Annotated in this window: 19 protein-coding genes; 14 read left to right on the forward strand and 5 right to left on the reverse strand. The window is 58.3% G+C overall.

The annotated features are described in order from the left end of the window. Positions 1-10 precede the first annotated feature (10 nt). The 6 genes from Q1A51_RS10515 to Q1A51_RS10540 are packed head-to-tail and all read left to right on the forward strand — an operon-like array spanning position 11 to position 6,713. Positions 11-1,531 (forward strand): ABC transporter substrate-binding protein, encoded by a 1,521-nt coding sequence (locus Q1A51_RS10515; RefSeq protein WP_299596367.1) that lies wholly within the window; start codon positions 11-13, stop codon positions 1,529-1,531. A 52-nt stretch (positions 1,532-1,583) separates the two neighbouring features. Beyond that, the gene (locus tag Q1A51_RS10520; protein WP_299596365.1) at positions 1,584-2,528 is read left to right on the forward strand and encodes an ABC transporter permease; all 945 of its coding nucleotides are present in this window, start codon (positions 1,584-1,586) and stop codon (positions 2,526-2,528) included. A gap of 1 nt (position 2,529) precedes the next feature. Continuing rightward, a complete protein-coding gene (locus tag Q1A51_RS10525) occupies positions 2,530-3,417 on the forward strand; it encodes an ABC transporter permease (RefSeq protein ID WP_299596363.1) in 888 nt (295 codons plus the stop codon). An 11-nt stretch (positions 3,418-3,428) separates the two neighbouring features. Continuing rightward, positions 3,429-5,210 carry a gamma-glutamyltransferase family protein gene (locus Q1A51_RS10530; RefSeq protein WP_299596361.1) on the forward strand — a complete coding sequence of 594 codons (1,782 nt, stop codon included), beginning with the start codon at positions 3,429-3,431 and terminating at the stop codon, positions 5,208-5,210. After that, a complete protein-coding gene (locus tag Q1A51_RS10535) occupies positions 5,207-5,953 on the forward strand; it encodes a DUF1028 domain-containing protein (protein ID WP_299596359.1) in 747 nt (248 codons plus the stop codon). Before Q1A51_RS10530 ends, Q1A51_RS10535 begins: the two co-directional genes overlap by 4 nt. A 55-nt stretch (positions 5,954-6,008) precedes the next feature. Further along, positions 6,009-6,713 (forward strand): GntR family transcriptional regulator, encoded by a 705-nt coding sequence (locus Q1A51_RS10540; RefSeq protein WP_299596357.1) that lies wholly within the window; start codon positions 6,009-6,011, stop codon positions 6,711-6,713. Between the two features lie 668 nt (positions 6,714-7,381). On the opposite strand, the gene Q1A51_RS10545 is transcribed toward Q1A51_RS10540, so the two are convergent. Further along, on the reverse strand, positions 7,382-8,293 hold the full coding sequence (locus Q1A51_RS10545; protein ID WP_299596355.1) for a LysR family transcriptional regulator: 912 nt from the start codon (positions 8,291-8,293) through the stop codon (positions 7,382-7,384). 110 nt (positions 8,294-8,403) lie between these two features. Between Q1A51_RS10545 and Q1A51_RS10550 the strand changes: the two genes are divergently transcribed. The 4 genes from Q1A51_RS10550 (at position 8,404) to Q1A51_RS10565 (ending at position 11,894) form a co-directional block, all read left to right on the forward strand. Next, positions 8,404-9,180, forward strand: a complete 777-nt coding sequence (locus Q1A51_RS10550) for a CmcJ/NvfI family oxidoreductase (RefSeq protein ID WP_299596352.1) — start codon at positions 8,404-8,406, stop codon at positions 9,178-9,180. A 13-nt stretch (positions 9,181-9,193) separates the two neighbouring features. Then, positions 9,194-10,159, forward strand: coding sequence for an LLM class oxidoreductase (locus Q1A51_RS10555; protein ID WP_299596349.1), 966 nt, complete (start codon positions 9,194-9,196; stop codon positions 10,157-10,159). 12 nt (positions 10,160-10,171) lie between these two features. Further along, entirely contained in the window at positions 10,172-10,960 is a 789-nt protein-coding gene (locus tag Q1A51_RS10560) for an SDR family NAD(P)-dependent oxidoreductase (RefSeq protein ID WP_299596347.1), read from the forward strand. Between the two features lie 88 nt (positions 10,961-11,048). Continuing rightward, a complete protein-coding gene (locus tag Q1A51_RS10565) occupies positions 11,049-11,894 on the forward strand; it encodes an enoyl-CoA hydratase/isomerase family protein (RefSeq protein ID WP_299596345.1) in 846 nt (281 codons plus the stop codon). 1,430 nt (positions 11,895-13,324) lie between these two features. On the opposite strand, the gene Q1A51_RS10570 is transcribed toward Q1A51_RS10565, so the two are convergent. The 4 genes from Q1A51_RS10570 to ugpC are packed head-to-tail and all read right to left on the reverse strand — an operon-like array spanning position 13,325 to position 16,391. Beyond that, positions 13,325-14,227 carry a ribokinase gene (locus Q1A51_RS10570; RefSeq protein WP_299596342.1) on the reverse strand — a complete coding sequence of 301 codons (903 nt, stop codon included), beginning with the start codon at positions 14,225-14,227 and terminating at the stop codon, positions 13,325-13,327. 2 nt (positions 14,228-14,229) lie between these two features. Next, a complete protein-coding gene (locus tag Q1A51_RS10575) occupies positions 14,230-14,676 on the reverse strand; it encodes an RbsD/FucU domain-containing protein (RefSeq protein ID WP_299596339.1) in 447 nt (148 codons plus the stop codon). 24 nt (positions 14,677-14,700) lie between these two features. Next, complete coding sequence (locus tag Q1A51_RS10580; protein WP_299596336.1) at positions 14,701-15,348, reverse strand: GDSL-type esterase/lipase family protein; 648 nt, start codon at positions 15,346-15,348, stop codon at positions 14,701-14,703. A 2-nt stretch (positions 15,349-15,350) separates the two neighbouring features. Continuing rightward, positions 15,351-16,391, reverse strand: coding sequence for a sn-glycerol-3-phosphate ABC transporter ATP-binding protein UgpC (gene ugpC / locus Q1A51_RS10585; RefSeq protein ID WP_299596333.1), 1,041 nt, complete (start codon positions 16,389-16,391; stop codon positions 15,351-15,353). Positions 16,392-16,607: 216 nt separating this feature from the next. On the opposite strand from ugpC, the gene Q1A51_RS10590 reads away from it, so the two are divergent. The 4 genes from Q1A51_RS10590 (at position 16,608) to Q1A51_RS10605 (ending at position 20,940) form a co-directional block, all read left to right on the forward strand. Further along, positions 16,608-18,236 (forward strand): substrate-binding domain-containing protein, encoded by a 1,629-nt coding sequence (locus Q1A51_RS10590; protein ID WP_299596331.1) that lies wholly within the window; start codon positions 16,608-16,610, stop codon positions 18,234-18,236. A 153-nt stretch (positions 18,237-18,389) separates the two neighbouring features. Continuing rightward, positions 18,390-19,415, forward strand: a complete 1,026-nt coding sequence (locus Q1A51_RS10595) for a sugar ABC transporter permease (protein WP_299671273.1) — start codon at positions 18,390-18,392, stop codon at positions 19,413-19,415. Beyond that, on the forward strand, positions 19,412-20,332 hold the full coding sequence (locus Q1A51_RS10600) for a carbohydrate ABC transporter permease (RefSeq protein ID WP_299596327.1): 921 nt from the start codon (positions 19,412-19,414) through the stop codon (positions 20,330-20,332). Before Q1A51_RS10595 ends, Q1A51_RS10600 begins: the two co-directional genes overlap by 4 nt. Positions 20,333-20,466: 134 nt before the next feature. Further along, complete coding sequence (locus Q1A51_RS10605) at positions 20,467-20,940, forward strand: GNAT family N-acetyltransferase (protein ID WP_299671276.1); 474 nt, start codon at positions 20,467-20,469, stop codon at positions 20,938-20,940. Positions 20,941-20,951 lie beyond the last annotated feature (11 nt).

Below are 20,951 nucleotides of genomic sequence, written 5' to 3' on the forward strand. Positions count from 1 at the left end.
GGATTTGAAGATGTCACAGATGAAAAAGGCCATTATCACTGCATTGGTTGGCGCAACCGCGCTCACTGCCAGCCCGGCGCTTGCCAAGGATCTGCGGATCGCGTTGCAATCGGACGCAGACGTGCTGGACCCCGACCAATCGCGCACATTTGTGGGGCGGATAGTCTACGCCTCGCTGTGCGACAAGCTGGTGGACATCACACCCGACCTCGAAATCATCCCGCAGTTGGCCACCTCCTGGAGCACGTCGGAGGATGGCACAGCAATCACGATGCAGCTGCGTGAGGGCGTGGTGTTCCATGATGGTACGCCGTTCAACGCCGAAGCGGTGGCCGCCAATATCGAACGGTCGCAGACAATGGACGAGTCGCGACGCAAATCCGAGCTGGCCTCGATCACCTCGACCGAAGTCACGGGCGACTATGAAATTGTGTTCAATCTCGCCGGACCCGACGCAACGCTTATGGCGCAACTGGCCGACCGCGCAGGTATGATGGTCTCACCCACGGCGTCGGCCGCGGCTGGGACGGATTTCGGGTTGAACCCTGTCTGCTCGGGCGCGTTTAGCTTCACGGAGCGCGTGGCGCAGGACAAGATCGTTCTGACCAAGTTCGCCGATTATTGGAACGCTGAGGCGATCCACTTTGACAGCATCACCTTCCTGCCGATCCCCGACACCACGGTGCGTCTTGCGAACCTACAATCGGGCGACATCGACATGCTGGAGCGCTTGAACGCGACGGACCTGACACAAGCCAACGACGATCCCGACATCATCGTCGATAGCGCGGTATCACTCGGCTATCAGGCGATCACCTTCAACATCAACAACGGGCCCCGCGGCGACAACCCATGGGGTAACGACAAGCGTCTGCGCCAGGCGCTAAGCTACGCGATTGACCGCGAGGCGCTGAACCAAGTGGTCTTCGAGGGTGCATTTGCACCTGGCAACCAACCGTTCCCATCGACTTCACCCTGGTACAATCAGTCCTTGCCGTTAGAAGCCCGCGATATCGAAAAAGCGAAGGCACTCCTGGCAGAAGCGGGCTTTGCCGATGGTCTGGAGCTGGAAGTTCAGGTGCCCAATTCCACCGAGCCGCTTGCAGTCATGCAGGTGGTTCAAGCCATGGCTGCTGAGGCCGGGATCGACATCAAACTGACCTCCAAAGAGTTCGCGACGCTGCTGGCTGACCAATCCGCCGGCGACTATACCGCAAGCCAGATCGGCTGGTCAGGTCGTGTTGACCCGGACGGGAACAACCACCCGTTCGTGACCACCAATGGCGGGATCAACGACTCCAAGTACTCCGATCCGAAGATGGACGAACTGATGGACGCCGCCCGCGTGGCTGGCAGCACCGAAGAGCGCAAAGCGCTTTACGATGAAGCCATGACCATTCTGCTGGACGATCTGAACCGGGTGTTCCTGTACCACGTCAACTGGATCTGGGCGTACAACAGCAACATGAAGGGCTTCACACCCTATCCCGACGGCATGATCCGCCTCGAGAACGTGACCTGGGAAGAGTGATCATGACCTGTCCGCGCTGCCCCTGCGGGTTCTTTGCTGCTGAGGTTTTGACATGCTGGCGTTCCTGCTGCGACGCATCCTGATTGCCATTCCGACGATTGTGATCATCTCGATCATGGTCTTTGGACTGCAACATCTGTTGCCGGGCGATCCTCTTCTGGTGCTGGCCGGAGAAGAGCGTGATCCGGCCGTGCTGGAGGCGTTGCGCGAAAAATACCGCCTCAACGATCCGATCCCGGTGCAATATCTAGCCTGGGTGGGCAACGCCCTTCAGGGGGATCTGGGTGTGTCGCTGCGAACCAATCAGCCCGTCACCGAGCTGATGGCACAAAAGCTGCCCGTGACCATTCAACTGGCTCTGATGTCGATGGTCTTTGCCCTTGTGATCGGCATTCCAGCGGGCATCCTATCCGCGGTCAAAAAGGGCACTGCGACGGACTACGTTGCTAATGTGGTTGCCCTATCGGGGCTGTCTATTCCGAATTTCTGGCTGGGGATCATGCTGATCCTGCTGGTGTCGGTGAAATGGCAGTTGTTGCCCGCCTCCGGCTACGTGCCGCCGTCAGAGGATCTCTGGCAATCGATCCGCACGATGCTGATGCCGTCCTTTGTGCTCGGCACGGCGCTTGCCGCGACCTTGATGCGGCACACCCGATCCTCGATGATCGGTGTGCTCAGTGCAGACTACGTGCGCACGGCGCGCGCCAAAGGGTTGGCCGAACGCGTCGTCATCCTCAAACATGCCCTGCGCAACGCGCTCACGCCCATCGTGACACTAACCGCGCTTTTGTTTGGGGAACTGGTGGCGGGGGCCGTTCTCACCGAGCAGATATTTACCATTCCGGGCTTTGGCAAGCTGGTCGTCGATGCGGTATTCAACCGCGACTATGCCGTTGTGCAGGGCATCGTGCTTGTCACCGCTGTGGGGTTCATCTTCATGAATCTGTTTGCGGACGTCATGTATTTCGTCCTCAACCCGCGCTTGAGGGAGCAGTGATATGACCCAGACCGCGACCCAAGCGCCAGCGCCCAATGATCCCCTGCTAGAGGCCCGCCCCGAGAACCGCGTGTGGAAAAAATTTCGCAGCCACAAGAGCGCGATGGTCGGCGGTGCGCTGGTCGTGTTCTTCATCGCTATTGCGCTGGCAGCCCCGATACTACCGATCCCCGATCCTGCCGCGACGGATTGGGGCGCGGTGCGCAAAGCGCCAAGCGGGGAGAATTGGATGGGCACTGACGAAATCGGCCGCGATGTCATGGCCCGATTGATCTGGGGCGCGCAAGCCTCCCTGGCAGCGGGCGTTGTCTCGGTTGGGATCGCCGTTCTCTTTGGCGTGCCCCTGGGCATCGTTGCGGGGTATTTCGGCGGCTGGACCGACGCCGTCATTTCGCGCTGCACCGAGGCGCTTCTGGCTGTGCCGTTCCTAATCCTCGCGATCGCACTGGCCGCGTTTATGGGGCCGTCCCTGACCAATGCCATGATTGCCATCGGGATCTCGGCCACACCGATTTTCATCCGGCTCACGCGCGGGCAGGTCCTCAGCATCAAGGAAGAGGATTATGTCGAAAGCGCACGCGCAATCGGTCTGCCAACGCCCAAGATCCTCTCGCGCTACATCTTTCCCAACGTCCTGCCGCCCATTCTGGTGCAAGCGACGCTGACAATTGCCACGGCCATCATCGCCGAGGCGTCCCTGTCGTTTCTGGGCCTAGGTCAACAACCCCCTGCACCCAGCTGGGGGTCCATGTTGAACACCGCCAAGAACTTCCTCAATCAAGCCCCCTGGATGGCCATGTGGCCGGGCCTGTCGATCTTCTTCGTGGTGCTGGGGTTCAATCTTTTGGGTGACGGCCTGCGCGATGCGCTTGACCCGCGCGAACACTAACTGGAGGCTTCATGTCCAATTTCACAACCCGCCCCGAGATCAGAGGCACCTTTGGCGTCGCAACTTCGACGCATTGGATCGCGTCGGCGGTGGGGATGAGCATCCTTGAGAAAGGCGGCAACGCCTTTGACGCAGCTGTGGCAACCGCGCTGACGCTTCAAGTGGTCGAGCCCCATCTGAATGGCCCTGCCGGGGACATGCCCGCGATCTTTTACTCCGCCGAAACCGGCAAGGTCGAAGTGCTCTGCGCTCAAGGCGTAGCACCCGAAGATGCAACGATTGAGCACTACATACAGCAGGGTCTGACCCTGATCCCCGGTTCAGGACTTTTGGCGACGGTCGTGCCCGGTGCCTTTGACGGCTGGATGCTGATGCTGCGTGATCACGGCACGATGACCCTGCGCGAAGTCATGCAGCCGGCCATCGATTATGCCCGCAATGGGCATCCCGTCTTGCCGCGCGTTGCCAACACGATTGCGGGGCTGCACGCGTTCTTCGAGGAGGAATGGCCCACTTCCGCTGCAGTCTGGACGCCCGGTGGCCGCGCGCCAGAACCGAACGAGCTGTTCAAAAACCCCGATCTGGCGGCAACCTATGATCGCTTGGCCTCGGCCGTGGGTGACACACGAGAGGTTCAGATCGACGCAGCCCGGCACGAATGGCGCGAGGGCTTCGTCGCCAAGGCGATTTTCGACTATCTCAAGGATGCGCACGTCATGGACGTGTCAGAGACCAAGCACAGCGCCGTTCTGGCCCCTTCGGACATGGCTGACTGGCGGGCGACATATGAGGCGCCTCTGAGCTACGACTACCATGGCTGGACTGTGTACAAGACCCACGCCTGGTCTCAGGGTCCAGTGCTTTTGCAGGCGCTGGCGATCCTCAAAGGGGTTGACCTTGGTGCCATGGACCCGAACGGGGCGGAATTCGTGCACACGGTGATTGAGGCGATGAAGCTCGCCTATGCAGACCGGGAGGCCTATTACGGCGACCCAGATTTCAGCGAAATCCCGATGGATGTGCTGCTGAGCGAAGCATACAACGCCGAGCGCCGCGAGCTGATCGGGGCCGATGCCTCACTCGCGCAACGTCCCGGACGGGTGCCGGGGTTCGAGGCGCAAGCGGATGCCTACATCGAACGCGCACAGCGCGATTTCAAGGTCGGCAGCGTGGCTTCACAAGAACCTACGATGTCGCATCTCACCGAAAAACGCGGCGATACGGTGCATCTGGATATCATTGACCGTTGGGGCAACATGGTGGCCGCCACGCCGTCGGGAGGCTGGCTGCAAAGTAACCCGGTTGTGCCGGGGCTCGGCTTCCCACTAAACTCGCGGGCGCAGATGTATTGGCTGGAAAAGGGCCTGCCGACCTCGCTCGTGCCCAAGAGCCGCCCAAGGACGACGCTCACCCCTAGTTACGCCGAGAAGGATGGCGTCCAACTGGTGTTCGGCACGCCCGGTGGTGACCAGCAAGACCAGTGGCAGCTGATCTGGTTCCTGCGATTTGTGCACTTCGGCATGGGCTTGCAAGAGTGCATGGACCAGCCGCTTTTCCATTCCATGCACTTCCAAGGCTCGTTCTTTCCCAGAGAGGTCAAGACAGGTGAAATGATGATCGAACGCAATGTTGGCGATGACGTGATTGATGATCTGCGCACGCGCGGGCACAAGGTGACCGTGGCAGAGCCATGGACGGTGGGGCGCCTCACGGCGGCGCTGCGCCAGCCGGATGGCACACTGCGTGCGGCCGCCACCCCTCGATTGATGCAAGCCTATGCGGTGGGCCGATGACGTTTTCCCTGATTGCCAAAGACACTGATGGAAGCATCGGTCTGATTGTCGCCAGCAAGTTCTTTGCCTGCGGCGCCGTGGTGCCCTTTGTCTCGGACAAGGTCGCGGTCGCAAGCCAAGCGTTTTGCAATCCCGTTTGGGGAACCGAAGGACGCGCGCGGATGATGGCCGGCGAGACTGCCGAGGTTGTCCTGACTGATCTGGTCGCGCGCGACGAAGGACACGCGATCCGGCAGGCGCATATGATGGACATCAACGGCCATTTTGCGGCACACACAGGATCAGACTGCGTTGATTGGGCTGGTCATCTGATGCGCAACGATCATTCGGTTGCGGGCAATATGCTGGCTGGCGGGGAAGTGCTTGATGCCACATCCGACGCTTATAGCAAGGGCGTCGGCCTTCCCTTTGCAGAGCGTTTGATCACTGCGATGCAGGCCGGAGAAGCGACCGGTGGGGACAAGCGTGGCCGACAGGCTGCAGGTCTTGTTATCCATCGTGGGCAAGCCCACCCTTGGCTTGACCTGCGCGCGGATGATCATGCCGATCCGTTGGGTGAACTGGCGCGCCTGTGTGACGTTGCTCAGGAACGATACGTTCACTTCGCCAAAGGTATGCCCACGGCCGAACGATTTTCAGGCTTTCCGACCCGCGAAGGGATCGATGCAGATATTGCGCGCGCCGAAGCGGAACGAAAAGCCGCTGGCCGTCCAAGCCGGTCACATGCGGTTGAGCTTGAATAATATAGGGGGCACCCTCTAAAGCACATTTTGATCGTTTGGAGAGACTGGAACTGAAATGAACGTCATGCCGCCCAAAGGTCCGCAGCAACAGGTGCGCGCGCGTCTGCTCGAATTGATCAAATCCGAGGATCTTGGATCCGAAGGAAAGCTGCCCACCGAGCGCGAATTGGCGGACCGTTTCGGGGTCGGACGGCGCTTTATTCGGCAGGCACTGGATGCGCTGGAAGCCGAAGGTCTTGTCTGGCGCAAGCAGGGCAAGGGCACCTTTGCGGGACAGCCGATGGACCCGATGGGCGATCTAGCCGCAAAGGTCACGGGCGAGACCAATGCGCTGGAAGTCATGGAGGCACGCCTTTGTATTGAGCCCGAGTTGGCTGCTTTGTGCGCTCAACGTGTGCTTCCGGAAGAAGTGACGCGTTTACGCATGTTGGCTCAGCGACAATGGGAGGCGACCGATGCTCAGGCCATGGAGCTTTGGGACGGGTCCTTGCATCGCTTGATCGCACAATGCGCCCGCAACCGTCCTCTTCTGACTGCATATTCGATGTTGGACAAAATCAGATCCAACCCTTCTTGGGTCCGTATTCGGGCCAAGGGCCGGACCGAGACGTCTTTGCAGGTCACCCACAGCGAACACACCGCAATTGTGGAAGCAATTGCAGCCGGCCATGCAGACGCTGCGCGGATTGCAATGCTCGACCACCTTGAAACACGGTTTGCTGCCTTGCGCGACGAATTGGTGATGGAAAAGATGTGTTAAGGACGCCCCCAACCAAATTAATCAGTTAAAAAGGTATCGGGTTAGGCAGCACCGTGGCGATACCGAAACCGTTTCAGCATTTGCGCCGTTCATCCAATGCTTTCGACGTGACATACAAACGCCTCTACCATGTCGATCGACTGGATCGAGACAGAATTGCCTGTTGTGGTGAAACCGATCTCAAAAAATCGCGCAGGTGCTGCTCCGCCTCACAGGCGGCGGTGAGGCGCGGAAAGGAGGCACAGGAATGTGCCGGTTGCGTACATCATTAAGCACTGAATTTAATCGCCGAATACGCTTAGCTTTCCGATACCCTGGCAATCAGAAGGTGTGTGGCCACAAGTATTCCGTCAGTACCAACATTGGAATGCACGGCTAGAGCTTGAACCGCGCATTTCTTGCATCTTGGCTAAGAGCCCGACTGCGGCGAAGCGACGTTTGACCCGCATGCCGCTAGTTCATCCAGCTGTCGGTTTTGCCACCGCAGCGAATGTCTCCTTCGACAGGCCGCAGCGCAGCGTTGTCCACGATTATCGAACGGCAGCTCAATGATCGATCCCTGGATACGGCGTTGGATGCTGCGTCTGCCTCGAGGTCTACAGTGAGCCCAATTTACCAATGCCACGGAGCGCATCAATAACCGCTTTAGCAGTAAGTTAAGCCCTAGCTTAGCCTTCCCATGGCGGGGTTTTACCGATCTCGGCGATCAGGAAATCCATAAACACACGGACCTTGGGGGAAAGCACGTTGGACTTGGGATAGATGAGCCACAGCGCGTTACCGTCGTCGCCTTCGTAGTCCGGCAAAACGCGCCTGAGCTGTCCTGAGGCGATCTCTTCATGCACGCTCCAGAGAGAGTTTAGGGAAATACCTGCACCCGCCAAGGTCGCGTGTTTCTGGCTGAGCCCATCATCGATGATCAGCTGGCTTTTTGCAGCGCCCGGACTAAACTCGCCGGTCTCTCCATCTGCAGCCCTGAGCAGACGGGGACGCAGATGCCTGAACGCGATTTGCTTGTGATTGGCTAGTTCATCCGGGGATTTCGGCGTGCCATGCACGGCCAGATAGGAAGGGGCAGCGCAGAGAATGCGCTGGTCATCAGCCAGTTTGCGGCCTTTAAGACTGGTATCGAGCAGAGGTGCGTTGCGCAGGGCCAGATCATAGCTGCCTTCGATCAGGTCGAACTGCACATCGGACAGGTGCAAATCCAGCGTAAGATCGGGATGCTGGTCCAGGAACTTTGGCAGGATGGGCGCGATGTAAAGCTGTGCGAACGTGCTTGGTGCGGCGAACCGCAGGGTGCCGCTGACATTGGCGGTGCCTTTGCCGAGGGCAGCCAGTGCGGCCTCTTCCTGGGCGATCATCTCACGCGCGAAGGGCAGGAAATCCACCCCTTCAATGGAAAGCGAAACCTTACGCGTCGTACGGTGCAGAAGCTCGGCCCCAAGGGCGTGTTCCAGCTTTGCCAGTTTCGCGCTGGACACGGCTGGGGCCATGCCAAGGCGGCGACCGGCGGCGCTGATGTTCAGCATTTCTGCGGCCAGAACGAACAACCGCAATCCGTCTGTATTGAAACCCATTATATGCAAATCCCGAATTATAAATACCAGAATATGCTGTTTATTTATAAATTGATAGCAATCATATTTGGTTTCATCGCAAGGCTGACACCCCTGAGGAGACGATACAGATGACACGCACGGCCACAGTTAATTACCACGTTCACAAGGACGAACGCCAAGCGTTCGAGCTGGATGCAGGTGGCATCGTCGGCAATCTGATCTCGCCCGAGTTGGTGGTGACACAGGTGACCTTGTCGGACACTCGGACAGCAAAGCGTCCGGTGGCGTTCGCGGCTGATGCCGTGGAATTCATAACCTACCCCAGTGCGGTGCAGGATTTTTGCGGCGACCACTGGAAAGACACCTACGACCGCGAACTGACGCAGCTTTTGAACAACAAGCTGAACGCACGCGAGGTCATGATCTTTGACCATACCGTGCGCGTGGATGACCCGGATGCAACACGCAAACCAGCGCGCAACGTGCACAGCGACTACAGCGAAGACGGCGCAAAAAAACGTCTGATCGATCTGCTAGGTCCGGAAAAGGCGGCGACATGGGAGGATGGGCATTACGCCTTCATCAATGTTTGGCGGCCTGTAGAGCAGCCAATCAACAGCGCGCCTCTTGGCTTCGTGCGTCCGTCAAGTGTTGATCCGACAGACTGGATTTTGCTGGATCTGATTTACCCGGATCGCAAGGGCCAGATCATGGGGCTTGTGGGCAATCCGGATCATGAATGGATTTATCAATCGGTGATGACGCCGGACGAGGTTGCGTTTTTTAACATTTACGACAATCGCGGCCTGCCATCCATCGGGCACAGTGCGCTGGACATGGTCGAGGACCCAAGCCTAACCAGCATCCGCAAAAGCATCGAAAGCCGCACCTTGGTGCGCTACTGAGAAAGCAACCGTCATGTTCGACGACCACAAAAACGCGAGCTTCCCGCGCATCAACGCAGGCTATAATACTGCGTTCCAGCCAGGCCGCCTGAGCATTGGCTTGGTACTGCCACTGGAGGCGTATGCCGTTGGCCATGAACCGACGATGCGGGACCATATCGAAACAGCACAACTGGCCGAAGAGTTGGGGTTTTCCGCCCTATGGCTGCGCGACGTACCCTTTAACGTTCCAGACTTCGGGGATGCAGGGCAGATTTTCGACCCGTTTGTGTATTTGGGTGCATTGGCCACAGCGACGCAGCGTATCGCGCTTGGCACCGCCAGCATCATCCTGCCGCTGCGCCATCCGGCCCATGTGGCCAAGGCCGCAGCGACGGCGGATGTTCTGTCAGATGGCCGGGTACTGCTGGGGGTGGCATCGGGTGACCGGCCCGAGGAATACCCGGCGCTGAACCACAGCTACCCGGATCGCGGCGCGCGGTTTCGCGACAGCTTTGGCTACATCCGCGCGGCGGCAGAGCCCTATCCGCGCCATCAAAGCGATCAGGGGCGTTTGCTGGGCGACATTGACCTGCTGCCCAAACCGGTCGGAAGCCGTCTGCCACTGCTCATAACAGGGGGCAGCCAGCAAACATCGGATTGGGCGGCGCAAAATGGCGACGGGTGGATGACCTATCCGCGCGATGTTGCCTCCCAGAACCGGGTGGTTGCCGACTACCGGCAGCGGTTGGTCACGATGGGGCAGCCAAACAAACCGGTGATGCAATCGCTTTACGTTGATTTGCTGAAAACGCCAGATGCACAGCCACGGCCAATCCACCTGGGGTTCCAATCTGGCACCAATTTCCTACGCAGTTATCTGCGCGACATCGAAGCCCTGGGCGTGAACCACATCGCTCTGAACCTGCGATTCAATCAAGCCCCAATTGACACCACTTTGAAGCAGTTGGCGGACGATTTGCTGCCCGACTTTCATTAAAGGACAAAATGTATGACCAAAACAATCCTCATCACAGGCTCGACAGACGGAATTGGCCTGCTGACTGCTCAGAAGATGGCGGTCGATGGGCACCGTATTTTGTTGCACGGGCGTAGCGCTGCAAAACTTGATGCCGCCGCCGGCAGTATCAGCGGCACGGTGGAAAGCTTTGTTGCCGACTTGTCGAATTTTTCCGCAGTTAAAGCACTGGCCGGTGACATCCGCGCCAAGCACGAAAAACTGGACGTTCTGATCAACAATGCGGGCGTTTTGCGCGCGCCCAACCCGACGCTGAACGGCGGGCTTGATATCCGTTTTGTGGTCAACACCTACGCGCCTTATATGCTGACCGAGCTTTTGCTACCGATCATTCCGCAGGATGGCCGCGTTGTGAACCTGTCGTCGGCAGCACAGGCGCCCGTGGACAGGGAAGCGATGCTGGGTCAACGCCAACTGGACGAAATGGGCGCCTATGCCCAAAGCAAATTGGCGATCACGATCTGGACCCGTGAATGGGCGAGGACGTTGCCCGAAGGGCCTACAATGATCGCAGTGAATCCTGGGTCATTGCTCGCCTCGAAGATGGTTAAAGAGGGCTTTGGCGTGGCCGGCAAGGACATGAATATCGGCGCTGATATACTGATAGAGGCCGCGCTTGGGTCCCGGTTTGCCGATGCGTCGGGCAAATACTTCGACAATGACAGCGGCGCCTTTGCCAACCCGCATCCCGCAGCACTCGATGCGGCGCATGCGGCGGATGTTATGACAACGATCAGGACCATCCTCGGCCAGCAAAGCTAGGACCGCGGCGCACGCGCCGCCCCAATCCCCAACCGTTTAACCCACCCCCTCGCGTCTCTGATGCCGAGGCCCAAGAAAGGACTGCCTCATGAAATATGAAAACTTTCAAACCTTCGACGTAGAAGTCGAAAACGCCATTGCCACAGTGACCTTCGATTTCGGTTCCGTGAATGTGCAAGGTCAGGAAATGTTGGCCGATCTCAACAGCCTGGCGATGCGGTTGGAACGCGATCGCGAGACAAAGGTCGTCGTCTTTCAATCGGCCAATCCTGAGATCTGGGTCTGTCACTATGACACGGAATTGCTAAAGGACATGTCAACAGAAGCCGTCTCGCGCGACGAGGCGCATCTGCTGGAACTTCAATCCGTTTGCGAACGCATCAGCAAAGTCCCCCAGGCCACCATCGCCAAGCTGGAAGGGTTCGCGCGTGGCGGCGGGCACGAACTGGCCCTCGCGCTTGATATGCGCTTTGCCGCGCGTGGCAAGTTCAAGTTCATGCAGATGGAAGTGGGAATGGGCATCCTGCCCTGCGGTGGCGGCGCGTCGCGCATGGCGCGGCAAACAGGCCTTGGCCGCGCGCTTGAGATCATTCTGAGTGCGCAGGATTACGATGCAGACGACGCCGAGCGCATGGGCACAATTAACAAAGCGTTGGAGCCAGATGAGATCGGGCCGTATATCGACGCGCTGGCGCATCGCATCGCGCAGTTCCCGGCGGCCTCGATCAACGCTTGCAAGCAGATGGTCTACGAATCCATTGATAAGCCCATCGATGACGCACTGAAGGCCGAGGCCTATTGGCTTTACCAGGCGACCAGCAAAACCCCCGCGATTAAACGCTTCACCATAGCGGACGAACAGGCACTGGAACACGACATCGAAAACCAGCGCAACTGGAACGAGCTGGTCATAAAGGTTCAGGACATCAACTGAACCGCCTTCAAGAAGCACAAGCTGGCTGCCCCACCTGTCGGGCGACCAGCTATAGACTCGGATCCTACCAAGCGAGTTGGAGGCAGCTGCAGCAAGGGCCCTTATTACCGCCGCCGCCCCACATAAAATGCGCCACCGAAATCTGGGCATCATTGCAAACACAGCGAAGGTAGTTTTGTCCGGACTTTGTACTTTCATCCCAAACGTTCCGAGGTCAGTTGTGAGCCGAAAAGCAGACAGTTGATATAGCCGTGCGATCGTCAGACCGCGGGGTGGCGATGTGACCGGATTTGAATGCGCTTCACTTCTGCCAAGCCTGCAAAGGTTCGACTTGAAATGCCTGAGGCCAAAAAATCGCCACCCTTTGCGGGCGGTCTGGCAATCGCTGGGGGGGGCCGCGGCCCTTGATTTTGCTCTAGGGCGAAAATCTTGGAAGTTCGTTTTGCCCCGCGAATTGTGAGTTCGAGCGGCGCCAGACTTTGCTGACGCAGCGTATGTCGGCAATGCGAGTGCGACCGCAGGATACAAAAGCTGCGTTGAATGTCCCGCATGGGCCGGTCACTGACGACGACAGCAGATGGACCAAACAACAGAACATTTCTGTTGGGGCAGGGGGCAGACAGCGCCTCGCAGACATCTCAAAGGTATCCGATGACCTGGCAGTTTCTTTCGATTCAGCAACAAACGCGGCGCAAACCACGACTCTTGTGTGCACTGTCGGAAGGACCGCCTTGTGAAACTCCACAGCATTCCACCGATCCAAACGTGTCGATTTGGTATTGAGACGCTCTACAACCATGCGTTCAGTCTGGCAAGGCCAGCCGACAAGGGCCGACATACCTCAGGCAAGGGGGAAAATTGCTTAGGTTGTGCTGACTGGGAAGGTGTTCGATGAAGCATGGCCAGACCAGCATCGCGCCTAGGTCGTCGACGAGATGCTGAGCACCATCGTGAGCAGTTGCTTGCCGCGCTCGAAGATGAGCGCGTGGTTAGTAGATTTCGTAGGAAAGCTACGGTGTGACTACCGTTTTGACTGAGTGCTAGTAGGCCAAGTAGCGCGCGCCAAAAGCAGCTATAACCTCAAATCGCTATGTGATTGTTTCCTTGGATCAGGGGGGCTCACTGTAGCAGTCTCATCATTTTGAGAATCCGACATGGCGGTTGGATCTCCTTATTGTTGAGACTGCGGTTGCAGAAAAATCCGTTACTTAGCGCTTTAAATATCTGAGAATCAAGAATTCTTTGATTTCTGGCTCCGGCTTGCGTTCGCAGACATATTCGTCGTTGAACCAGACACTAGAGAAGCGATTGGCAAACCATATCTGACCGTCGCATTGGATTTCGCAACACGCATGCCAAGTGCAACTTAAGGGAGTTCTGTGCGACAGTTTTGACAACGGCGTCCGGTTTCTTGTCGATGGGCCGGACGCTCAGAGTAGCGCGTCCACCTCTGATCGATACGGCATCGCAGGGGCGGTTCCGGCGCGCGTGACCGAGATTCCGGCTGTCGCACAGCCGTACTGTACCGCACGCAGCGCAGTGTCTCCATTGGCCAGCATCGCGGCAAAAGCCCCGTTGAATGCGTCACCGGCGCCCGTTGTTTCGACCACCGGCCCGGCCTGCACGGCGGGTACCAGACCGTGACCCGATAGATATGCGCCCTGTTCGCCCATGGTGATGATCGGTGTGCGCACGCCTTTGGCAATCAACGCGGCACAGGCGGCTTCCGCCTCGACCTCGTTTGTGACTGCGATGCCCGTTAACGCCTCGCATTCGGTCTCGTTCGGGGTGACGTAGTCACAGAGTGCCAGCATGCCCTCGGGCAGATCAGCGGCCGGGGCGGGGTTCAGAACGGTTATGACGCCAGTGGCGCGGGCCAGTTCGAGCCCGCGCATGGCCGCATCCATCGGCTGTTCCAGTTGCGTGACGAACACGTCCGCGCTGGAGATCAAGTCCTTGTGCGCCTCGACATCCGCCGGCGAGATCAGGGCCGCGGCCCCAGGGGATACGATGATGGCGTTGTCGCCTGTGCGTTCCTCGATGAAGATAAAGGCGGCTCCGGTGTAGCTGTCGCTGATCTCACGCACATGCGGTGTGACCCCGGCCTGAGCCCAGGTGTTGAGGGCCAGCTTGCCGAAATCATCCTGCCCGAGATTGGTCATGAAATGCGTGTCAGCACCGATACGGGCACAGGCCACGGCCTGGTTTGATCCCTTTCCGCCTGGCCCCAATGCAAAGGCATTGCCCATGACTGTTTCGCCCATCACTGGTATACGATCGGCGCGATAGGCGGTGTCGGCGACAAAGACGCCCAATATGACAACGGTACCCATGGTCAGCCCTCATCCGGGCCGACAACGCCCTTGCGCAGGGCAAAGCAACCGTAGAACCGCCGCTCTCCGGTCTGGATGACGGCATAGGCCTGTTTTGCCCGCTCGTAGAAGGCGTAGCGTTCGATCCCCAACAGTGTCGGGCCTTCGACGGCGCTAACTTCGGCCTGGACCTCTTCCATCACCGGCAGGATGGTATCTGGTTCACCCACCACCTCCATCCGTGCGGCGGCATCGTCGACAAAGGTATCGATGGGGTAGACGGACAACACGGCGCGCACGACCGCCGCCGCCGGGCGGTCTATGCGCAGGACCTCGCCCAGTACAGTCTCGCGGGCCACGCTGTCCGAGGGGAAATTTGTGTCGGCAATGATCAGGTCGTCACCATGACCCATCGCCCGCAGCGCATACAGCACGCCGGCATTCAGGATCGGATCAATTCCCTTGAGCATGTGTGAACTCCTTTTCTTGGGCAATCAGTTCATTTGGTTCGCGACAGCCTTGGCCATGGCCGCGCCGATCGCGGCATGCGCACCGGCGCAGAGGTGGACACCGTCCACCGGATCGACGTTGGCAACGCCATTCAGGTCGATGAACGCGGTTCCGTGTCGGGTGGCAACGCTCTTCAGCAGGGCGGGGAGGGCCGCCGATTTGGGTCCTGCGCCTGCAAACGACTCTTTCAGCACGCCAACCTCCTCTACGACGACTGGCGCGGCTAACAGGACGCCGGGCGCGTGGGAGTCGGGGCCGCTGTCGGACCCAGGAACCTCTGTCACGAGCCGCTGCAGGCCAAGAGCGATGTCATGGGCCGACAGGCCAAAGCGCGATTTGAGATCGTTGGTGCCCAGCACAAGAATGACCAGATCTACCGGCCTGTGGCTTTCGAGAATGGCGTGGAGCGCGCGCGCGCCGTTTTTATGAATACCCTCGATGGGGTCATCCCAGACAGCCGTGCGCCCGGGATGTCCTTCCGGAATGATGTCCCAATCTCGCGGCAGCGAACGGGCCATCACACTTGGCCAACGGTCCTGTTTGTCGTGTCGACGTCGATCCGCCGCGGTGGTCATGCCAACCGTCCCATGCGTGTTGCTGTCACCAAAACAAAGGACGGTGCGTGGCGGCATGATCAGATTGCCAGTCTTTGGCCGGTGGAACTGTCAAAGACGTGCAGGCAGCTCGGATCCGGCGCCAAATGAACGGTCTGTCCGGGCTCGAACGCGTGGCGTTCGCGAAAGACTGCGGTGACATCCTGACCCTCGAAATTCAGAAAAACCATGGTCTCGGAGCCAGTGGGTTCAACCACTTTGACCTGCATGGCCAGTCCCTTGTCGGCCAGAACAAGGTGTTCGGGCCGTACACCCAGACGCACTTTCCCCGCGCCTGACGGCCCGGCAAAGGTTTGATCGGCGATCCTGATCTGCTTGTCAGACAGGTCAGCATTCAAAAGGTTCATGGACGGCGCGCCGATAAACGTCGCCACGAACTCATTTGCCGGGTTGTCATAAAGTTCAAGCGGTGTGCCGACTTGTTCGATGTTGCCGCCTTGCATGACGACGATACGGTCGGCCAGTGTCATCGCCTCGATTTGGTCGTGAGTGACGAAGATTGTCGTGGTCTTGAGCCGCTGGTGCAGTTCCTTGATTTCCGTCCGCATCTGGATGCGCAGTTTGGCATCGAGATTGGACAAAGGTTCGTCAAACAGGAACACTTGCGGGTCGCGTACAATGGCACGGCCCATCGCCACACGTTGCCGCTGCCCACCGGAGAGGTGGCGGGGCTTGCGGTCGAGATATTCGGTGAGGCTGAGGATTTCGGCGGCTTCTTTGACCCGGCGGGCAATCTCTACCCGGTCGACCTTGGACACTTTCAGTGCAAAACCCATGTTTTCAGCGACGGATTTGTGCGGGTACAGCGCGTAGGTCTGGAACACCATGGCGATGTCGCGCTCTGCTGGCGGCAGGTTGTTCACGACACGATCACCGATGGCGATGGTGCCGCCGTTGATCGGCTCTAGCCCGGCGATCATGCGCAAGAGCGTCGACTTCCCGCACCCCGACGGGCCAACAAGCGCCACGAATTCCCCGTCGCCGATGTCCACGTTGACGCCGTGGATAACCTCTACGGCACCGTATGATTTTCGGATGTCCTGAATCTTGACGCCTGCCATGCGCGGCTTCCCTCCACTTAGAAATTGGATGCTAGTGAAAGGGGTTTTTGTTGTCTACGTGCGCGGGTCAGCTTTTGTTGACTTAACGTAAATCTCACGCATAGTGAGGGTTCCTCGGGGGAGTACGAGGCGCTATCACCTAGAAAAAATAACAAAAAATGCGCCCCACCATCTGCCCAAGGATGATTTGTATCACGAGATCCAGGGAGGATGGATATGAAGACCGGATTGTATAATTACATTAGAGCGGCGCAGAAAATGAACCGGCGGCAGATGCTGAAAGGCACCGCCGCGGTGGGTGCTGCAGCCATGATGCCCAAGGGCGCAGCTTTGGCCGATGGACACGGAAACGTCCGTGCCGAAATCCTGAAAATCCCCGGAGTCGGGGCTGGATCTCCCACCGACAGCGATTGGCAGAAGGTTGGCGAAATGTGCCTTGGGGCGACCAAGGAGAACGTGGCCGAAGGCGAGTTCGAAGGCGTCGAACTGACGTTCATGGGCCTGAACAACCAGAATCTGCACAACTTCCTGTTCCGCGGCTTCCTGAAGCCTTGGGAGGCCTATACCGGCGCCAAGATCAACTGGATCGACTTGGCGCAAGCCGACTATAATGCCCGCCTGCAACAGTCGATTGCCACTGGCACCGTTGACTTCGATATCATCGAAATGGGCGCGCCGTTCGAAGGCGACGTGCTGGGCAAGGGCCTCGCGTCCGAGATGCCTGATTGGGTCAAGGAACAGATCGACATGGACGACTATGTCGACTACCTCAAGGCACCCGTGGGCACCTGGGATGGCAAGACGTACCGTGTGTCCATTGACGGCGATTGCCACAGCTTTGCATATCGTAAGGACTATTTCGGACCCGACGGTATTGGCGGCGCCGAGGTACCTACCACCTGGCAAGAGATCAATCAGGTCTCCAAGGATCTTGTTGGCAAGGAGGACCCGCTGACCGGCCTGCCCGCACACGGCTATCTTGATCCGTTGAAGGGCTGGGGCGGCTTTGGCTTCTACTTCCTGGAAAACCGTGCTGCGGCTTATGCGAAACACCCGAATTCGCCCGCGTGGCTCTTTGACCCCGAAACCATGGCACCCATGGTCAACAACCCTGCCTGGGTGCAAGCCATTCAGGATGTGATGGACCTGATTGAAGCGGGCGCTTACCCGGCAGACCAGATCAATGCGGACCCCGGCACGACAGCCTTCCAGCAATTCCTTGCAGGAACGGGTTCCATGCTGATGTGGTGGGGCGATGTGGGTTCTTCGGCCCGTACGTCGGACACGTCTGTTGTGGGCGATGTGGTTGGCTTTGGCATCAACCCGGCCTCGGACCGAGTCTACAACGCACAGTCCGGCGCATGGGAAGACACGCGCAACGAAGCGCCCAATATGGCTTACATCGGGTGGGGTGTTTATGTCATGGCCACGGTCGAAGGCGACGAGAAAAAGAAGAAAGCAGCCTGGTCCGCGGCAGCCCATTTGGGTGGCAAGGACCTATCGCTTTGGGCGTCGGCCTATCCGTCGGGTTTTCAGCCTTACCGCAACTCGCACTTCCAGTTCGAAGAGTGGGAAGAGGCGGGCTACGACCGCGCGTATATCGAGGATTACCTCGGTTCGAACGCCGACAGTTACAACCACCCCAACGCAGCCATCGAACCTCGTATCCCCGGCATCTTCCAATACTACTCGGTTGCCGAGGACGAATTGGCCAAGGGCTATGCGGGGCAGTATGGGTCGGCGCAGGAAACGGCGGATGCCATTGCTGCGGCCTGGGAAGAGATCACCGATCAGATCGGGCGGGACAGCCAGATCGCGGTGTATCGGGCATCGTTGGGCCTCTGATTCTGGCGAACATCAAGTTTGGGCGGCGCAACAGCGTCGCCCAATTCACGGAAAATACAGGCCACTTGTTGCATTATGAGCGCTGAAGGCGACCTTCTTCACACAGTAACCGCCGATGACATTTCCGAAACGCGAAAGCGTTTGGGAAAAAGCATGGTCTGGGGTGCGGGGCTGCTTTGCGTCGGTCTTGCCGCATGGCAAATGGCGTTCGAGATGGACCGGGTTGGCCAAGGTTTCGGAAATTGGCGCCCCGTGCTGTACGCTTACATACTTTGGGCGACGGCCCTCTGCGTATCGCAGGTCATGATTCGGGGCGAAGCGGGCAAGCGGACGCTGTTTGTTTTGCCTGCCGCGTTGTTCGTGATCAGCCTTGTTGTCTTTCCATTGCTTTTTGCGCTCTACATCTCCTTTACGGACTGGAACCTGGCGTCCGTTGATGGCCCGAAGCCCAATGGCTGGGCGAACATGGTGCAGATGTGGAACGACCAGTTCTACTGGAACGCATTGAAAAACATGGTTTATTACGTCATGGCAGTGAGCGTGGAATACGTGATCGCCTTTGGCCTTGCGCTGTTGCTGAACGCGCAAATCCGGGCGCGCAAGTTCTTTCGCGTAGTCTTTTTGCTGCCCCTGATGCTGAGCCCGGTTGCGGTATCGTGGATGATTGGCAAGTCAATGCTGGAGGTGCGGTTCGGCCCCATCTCGCGGCTTGTGCGCGAACTTGGGTTCGAACCGAGTTTCTTTGGCAGCCCGGAGATTGCCCGCTTCATGATCATGGCGATGGACGCGTGGACCTTTATCCCGTTCATGATGATCATGCTGCTGGCAGGGCTTCAGGCGCTGCCGCGCGAGGTGATCGAAGCCTCAAAAGTGGACGGGGCGTCGGGCTGGCAAAGCTTCAAGGAGGTGATCTTTCCCTTGATGCTGCCCGTGTCTGTCACGGCTATCGTGATCCGCGTCATCTTCAAACTGAAGCTGGCAGACATCATCATCAACGTGACATCTGGCGGACCGGGCGGCGCCACTGACTCGGTCACCAGTTTCATTTTTCGTGAGTACCGTGACCGTTCGAACGTGGGATATGGCACGCTTCTGGCGATGGTGTACCTCGTGCTGATCATCATCTTTGTCACGCTGCTGCTCAAGCTGGTGAGCCGTTGGATGGAGCGCCCCGCATGACCAATGCTGCCGTTTTCAAGGATCACGACGCGGATCGCGTAGTCCGCATGAAATGGTGGACCAGCAGAGTGGCCATTTACACCGCGCTGATCGTCTGGGCCATCGTGTGCCTATTCCCGATCTACTGGACCATTACCACCTCATTCAAGCTGGCCCCGGACGTGATGCGGGGTAACATGGTGCCCTGGTGGGATTTCACCCCGCGCTGGAAGGGGTGGGAGTCGCTGGGCATCTCACCGCGGTTGATCGGAGAAGTGTCGACCGTGCGGGAAGAATTTCTGAAACGCTTCTGGAATAGTGCAATTGTTGCCACTTCAGCGTCGTTGCTTGCCGTCGTTCTGGGGTCGCTCGCTGCCTATGGTCTGTCCCGGTTCAATTACCGGTTCGGGTTCATGCGCAACTCGGACATTTCGTTCTTTTTCCTGAGCCAGATGATCCTGCCGCCCGTGGTTCTGGCCCTGCCGTTCCTAGTCCTTTACCGCTCACTTGACTTGCTCGACAGCCAGATTGGTCTGATCCTGCTGTACACTCTGATGGTGCTGCCAATCGTGATCTGGATCATGCGTGACCAGTTCCAGGGCATTCCGGTTGAGCTGGAAGAGGCCGCTCTGGTCGATGGTTTGGGCATCTGGGGCGCCTTCATCCAGATTGTTTTGCCGATCGCGCTTCCGGGCATGGTCGCGGCATTCATCCTGAGCCTCGTGCTGTGCTGGAACGAATACTTCTTTGCCGCTCTGCTGAGTTCGACCAATGCCACAACCTTGCCCGTCATGGTGGCCAGTCAGACCGGATCGCAAGGGATCAACTGGTGGTCCATGGCGGCGCTGTCTTCGGCTGCGATCCTGCCACTGATTATCGTCGCCATCTTTCTCGAGAAATACATTATCAAGGGCATGGCGGCAGGAGCGGTGAAGTAGTCACGGAGTAGATGCCTGCTCTCGCATCATCTGCGACTTTCAAACTCGTCCAGTCCGTCACTGCGACGAGGCGCATATGTTGTCAGTCCGCATCATTTGAATTACTAGCCCCAAATTCGCGGATGGAAGCCAATTTGACACACGACATCACCTTTGCACGCTTGTCCGAAGTTGAACCAACCGAGATTGCGGCCCACATGTCTGACTCACGGATGGCGGAGCACATGCCGCTTTTGTCCGTGAAATGGGACGCCGAGATTGCGGCAAAATTCGTCGCTAAAAAAGAACAGTGTTGGGTGCGTGATGGCCTTGGGCACTGGGCATTCCTATCGGACGACCAGTATGTCGGATGGGGCGGTTTTCAGAAGGAAGGTGACGAGTGGGATTTCGGCTTGGTCTTGCGGCCTGACGCCTTTGGCCTTGGGGCTTGCATCTCAAGAAAAGCAATTGAATTTGCCATGGCGGACGACCGCATCCCTTACGTCACATTCCTCTTACCACCTTCCCGCAAGAAGCTGGGCGCGCTCAAAAGACTTGGCGCAAAGCACGTCGGCGAGATCGACTACGACGGTGCAATCTTTCTAAAGTATCGCCTCGAGACTGTATGACAGCTTTGTCC

Origin of the sequence: uncultured Tateyamaria sp., assembly GCF_947496075.1 — a bacterium.
In the GTDB taxonomy this organism is placed as follows: Bacteria; Pseudomonadota; Alphaproteobacteria; order Rhodobacterales; family Rhodobacteraceae; genus Tateyamaria.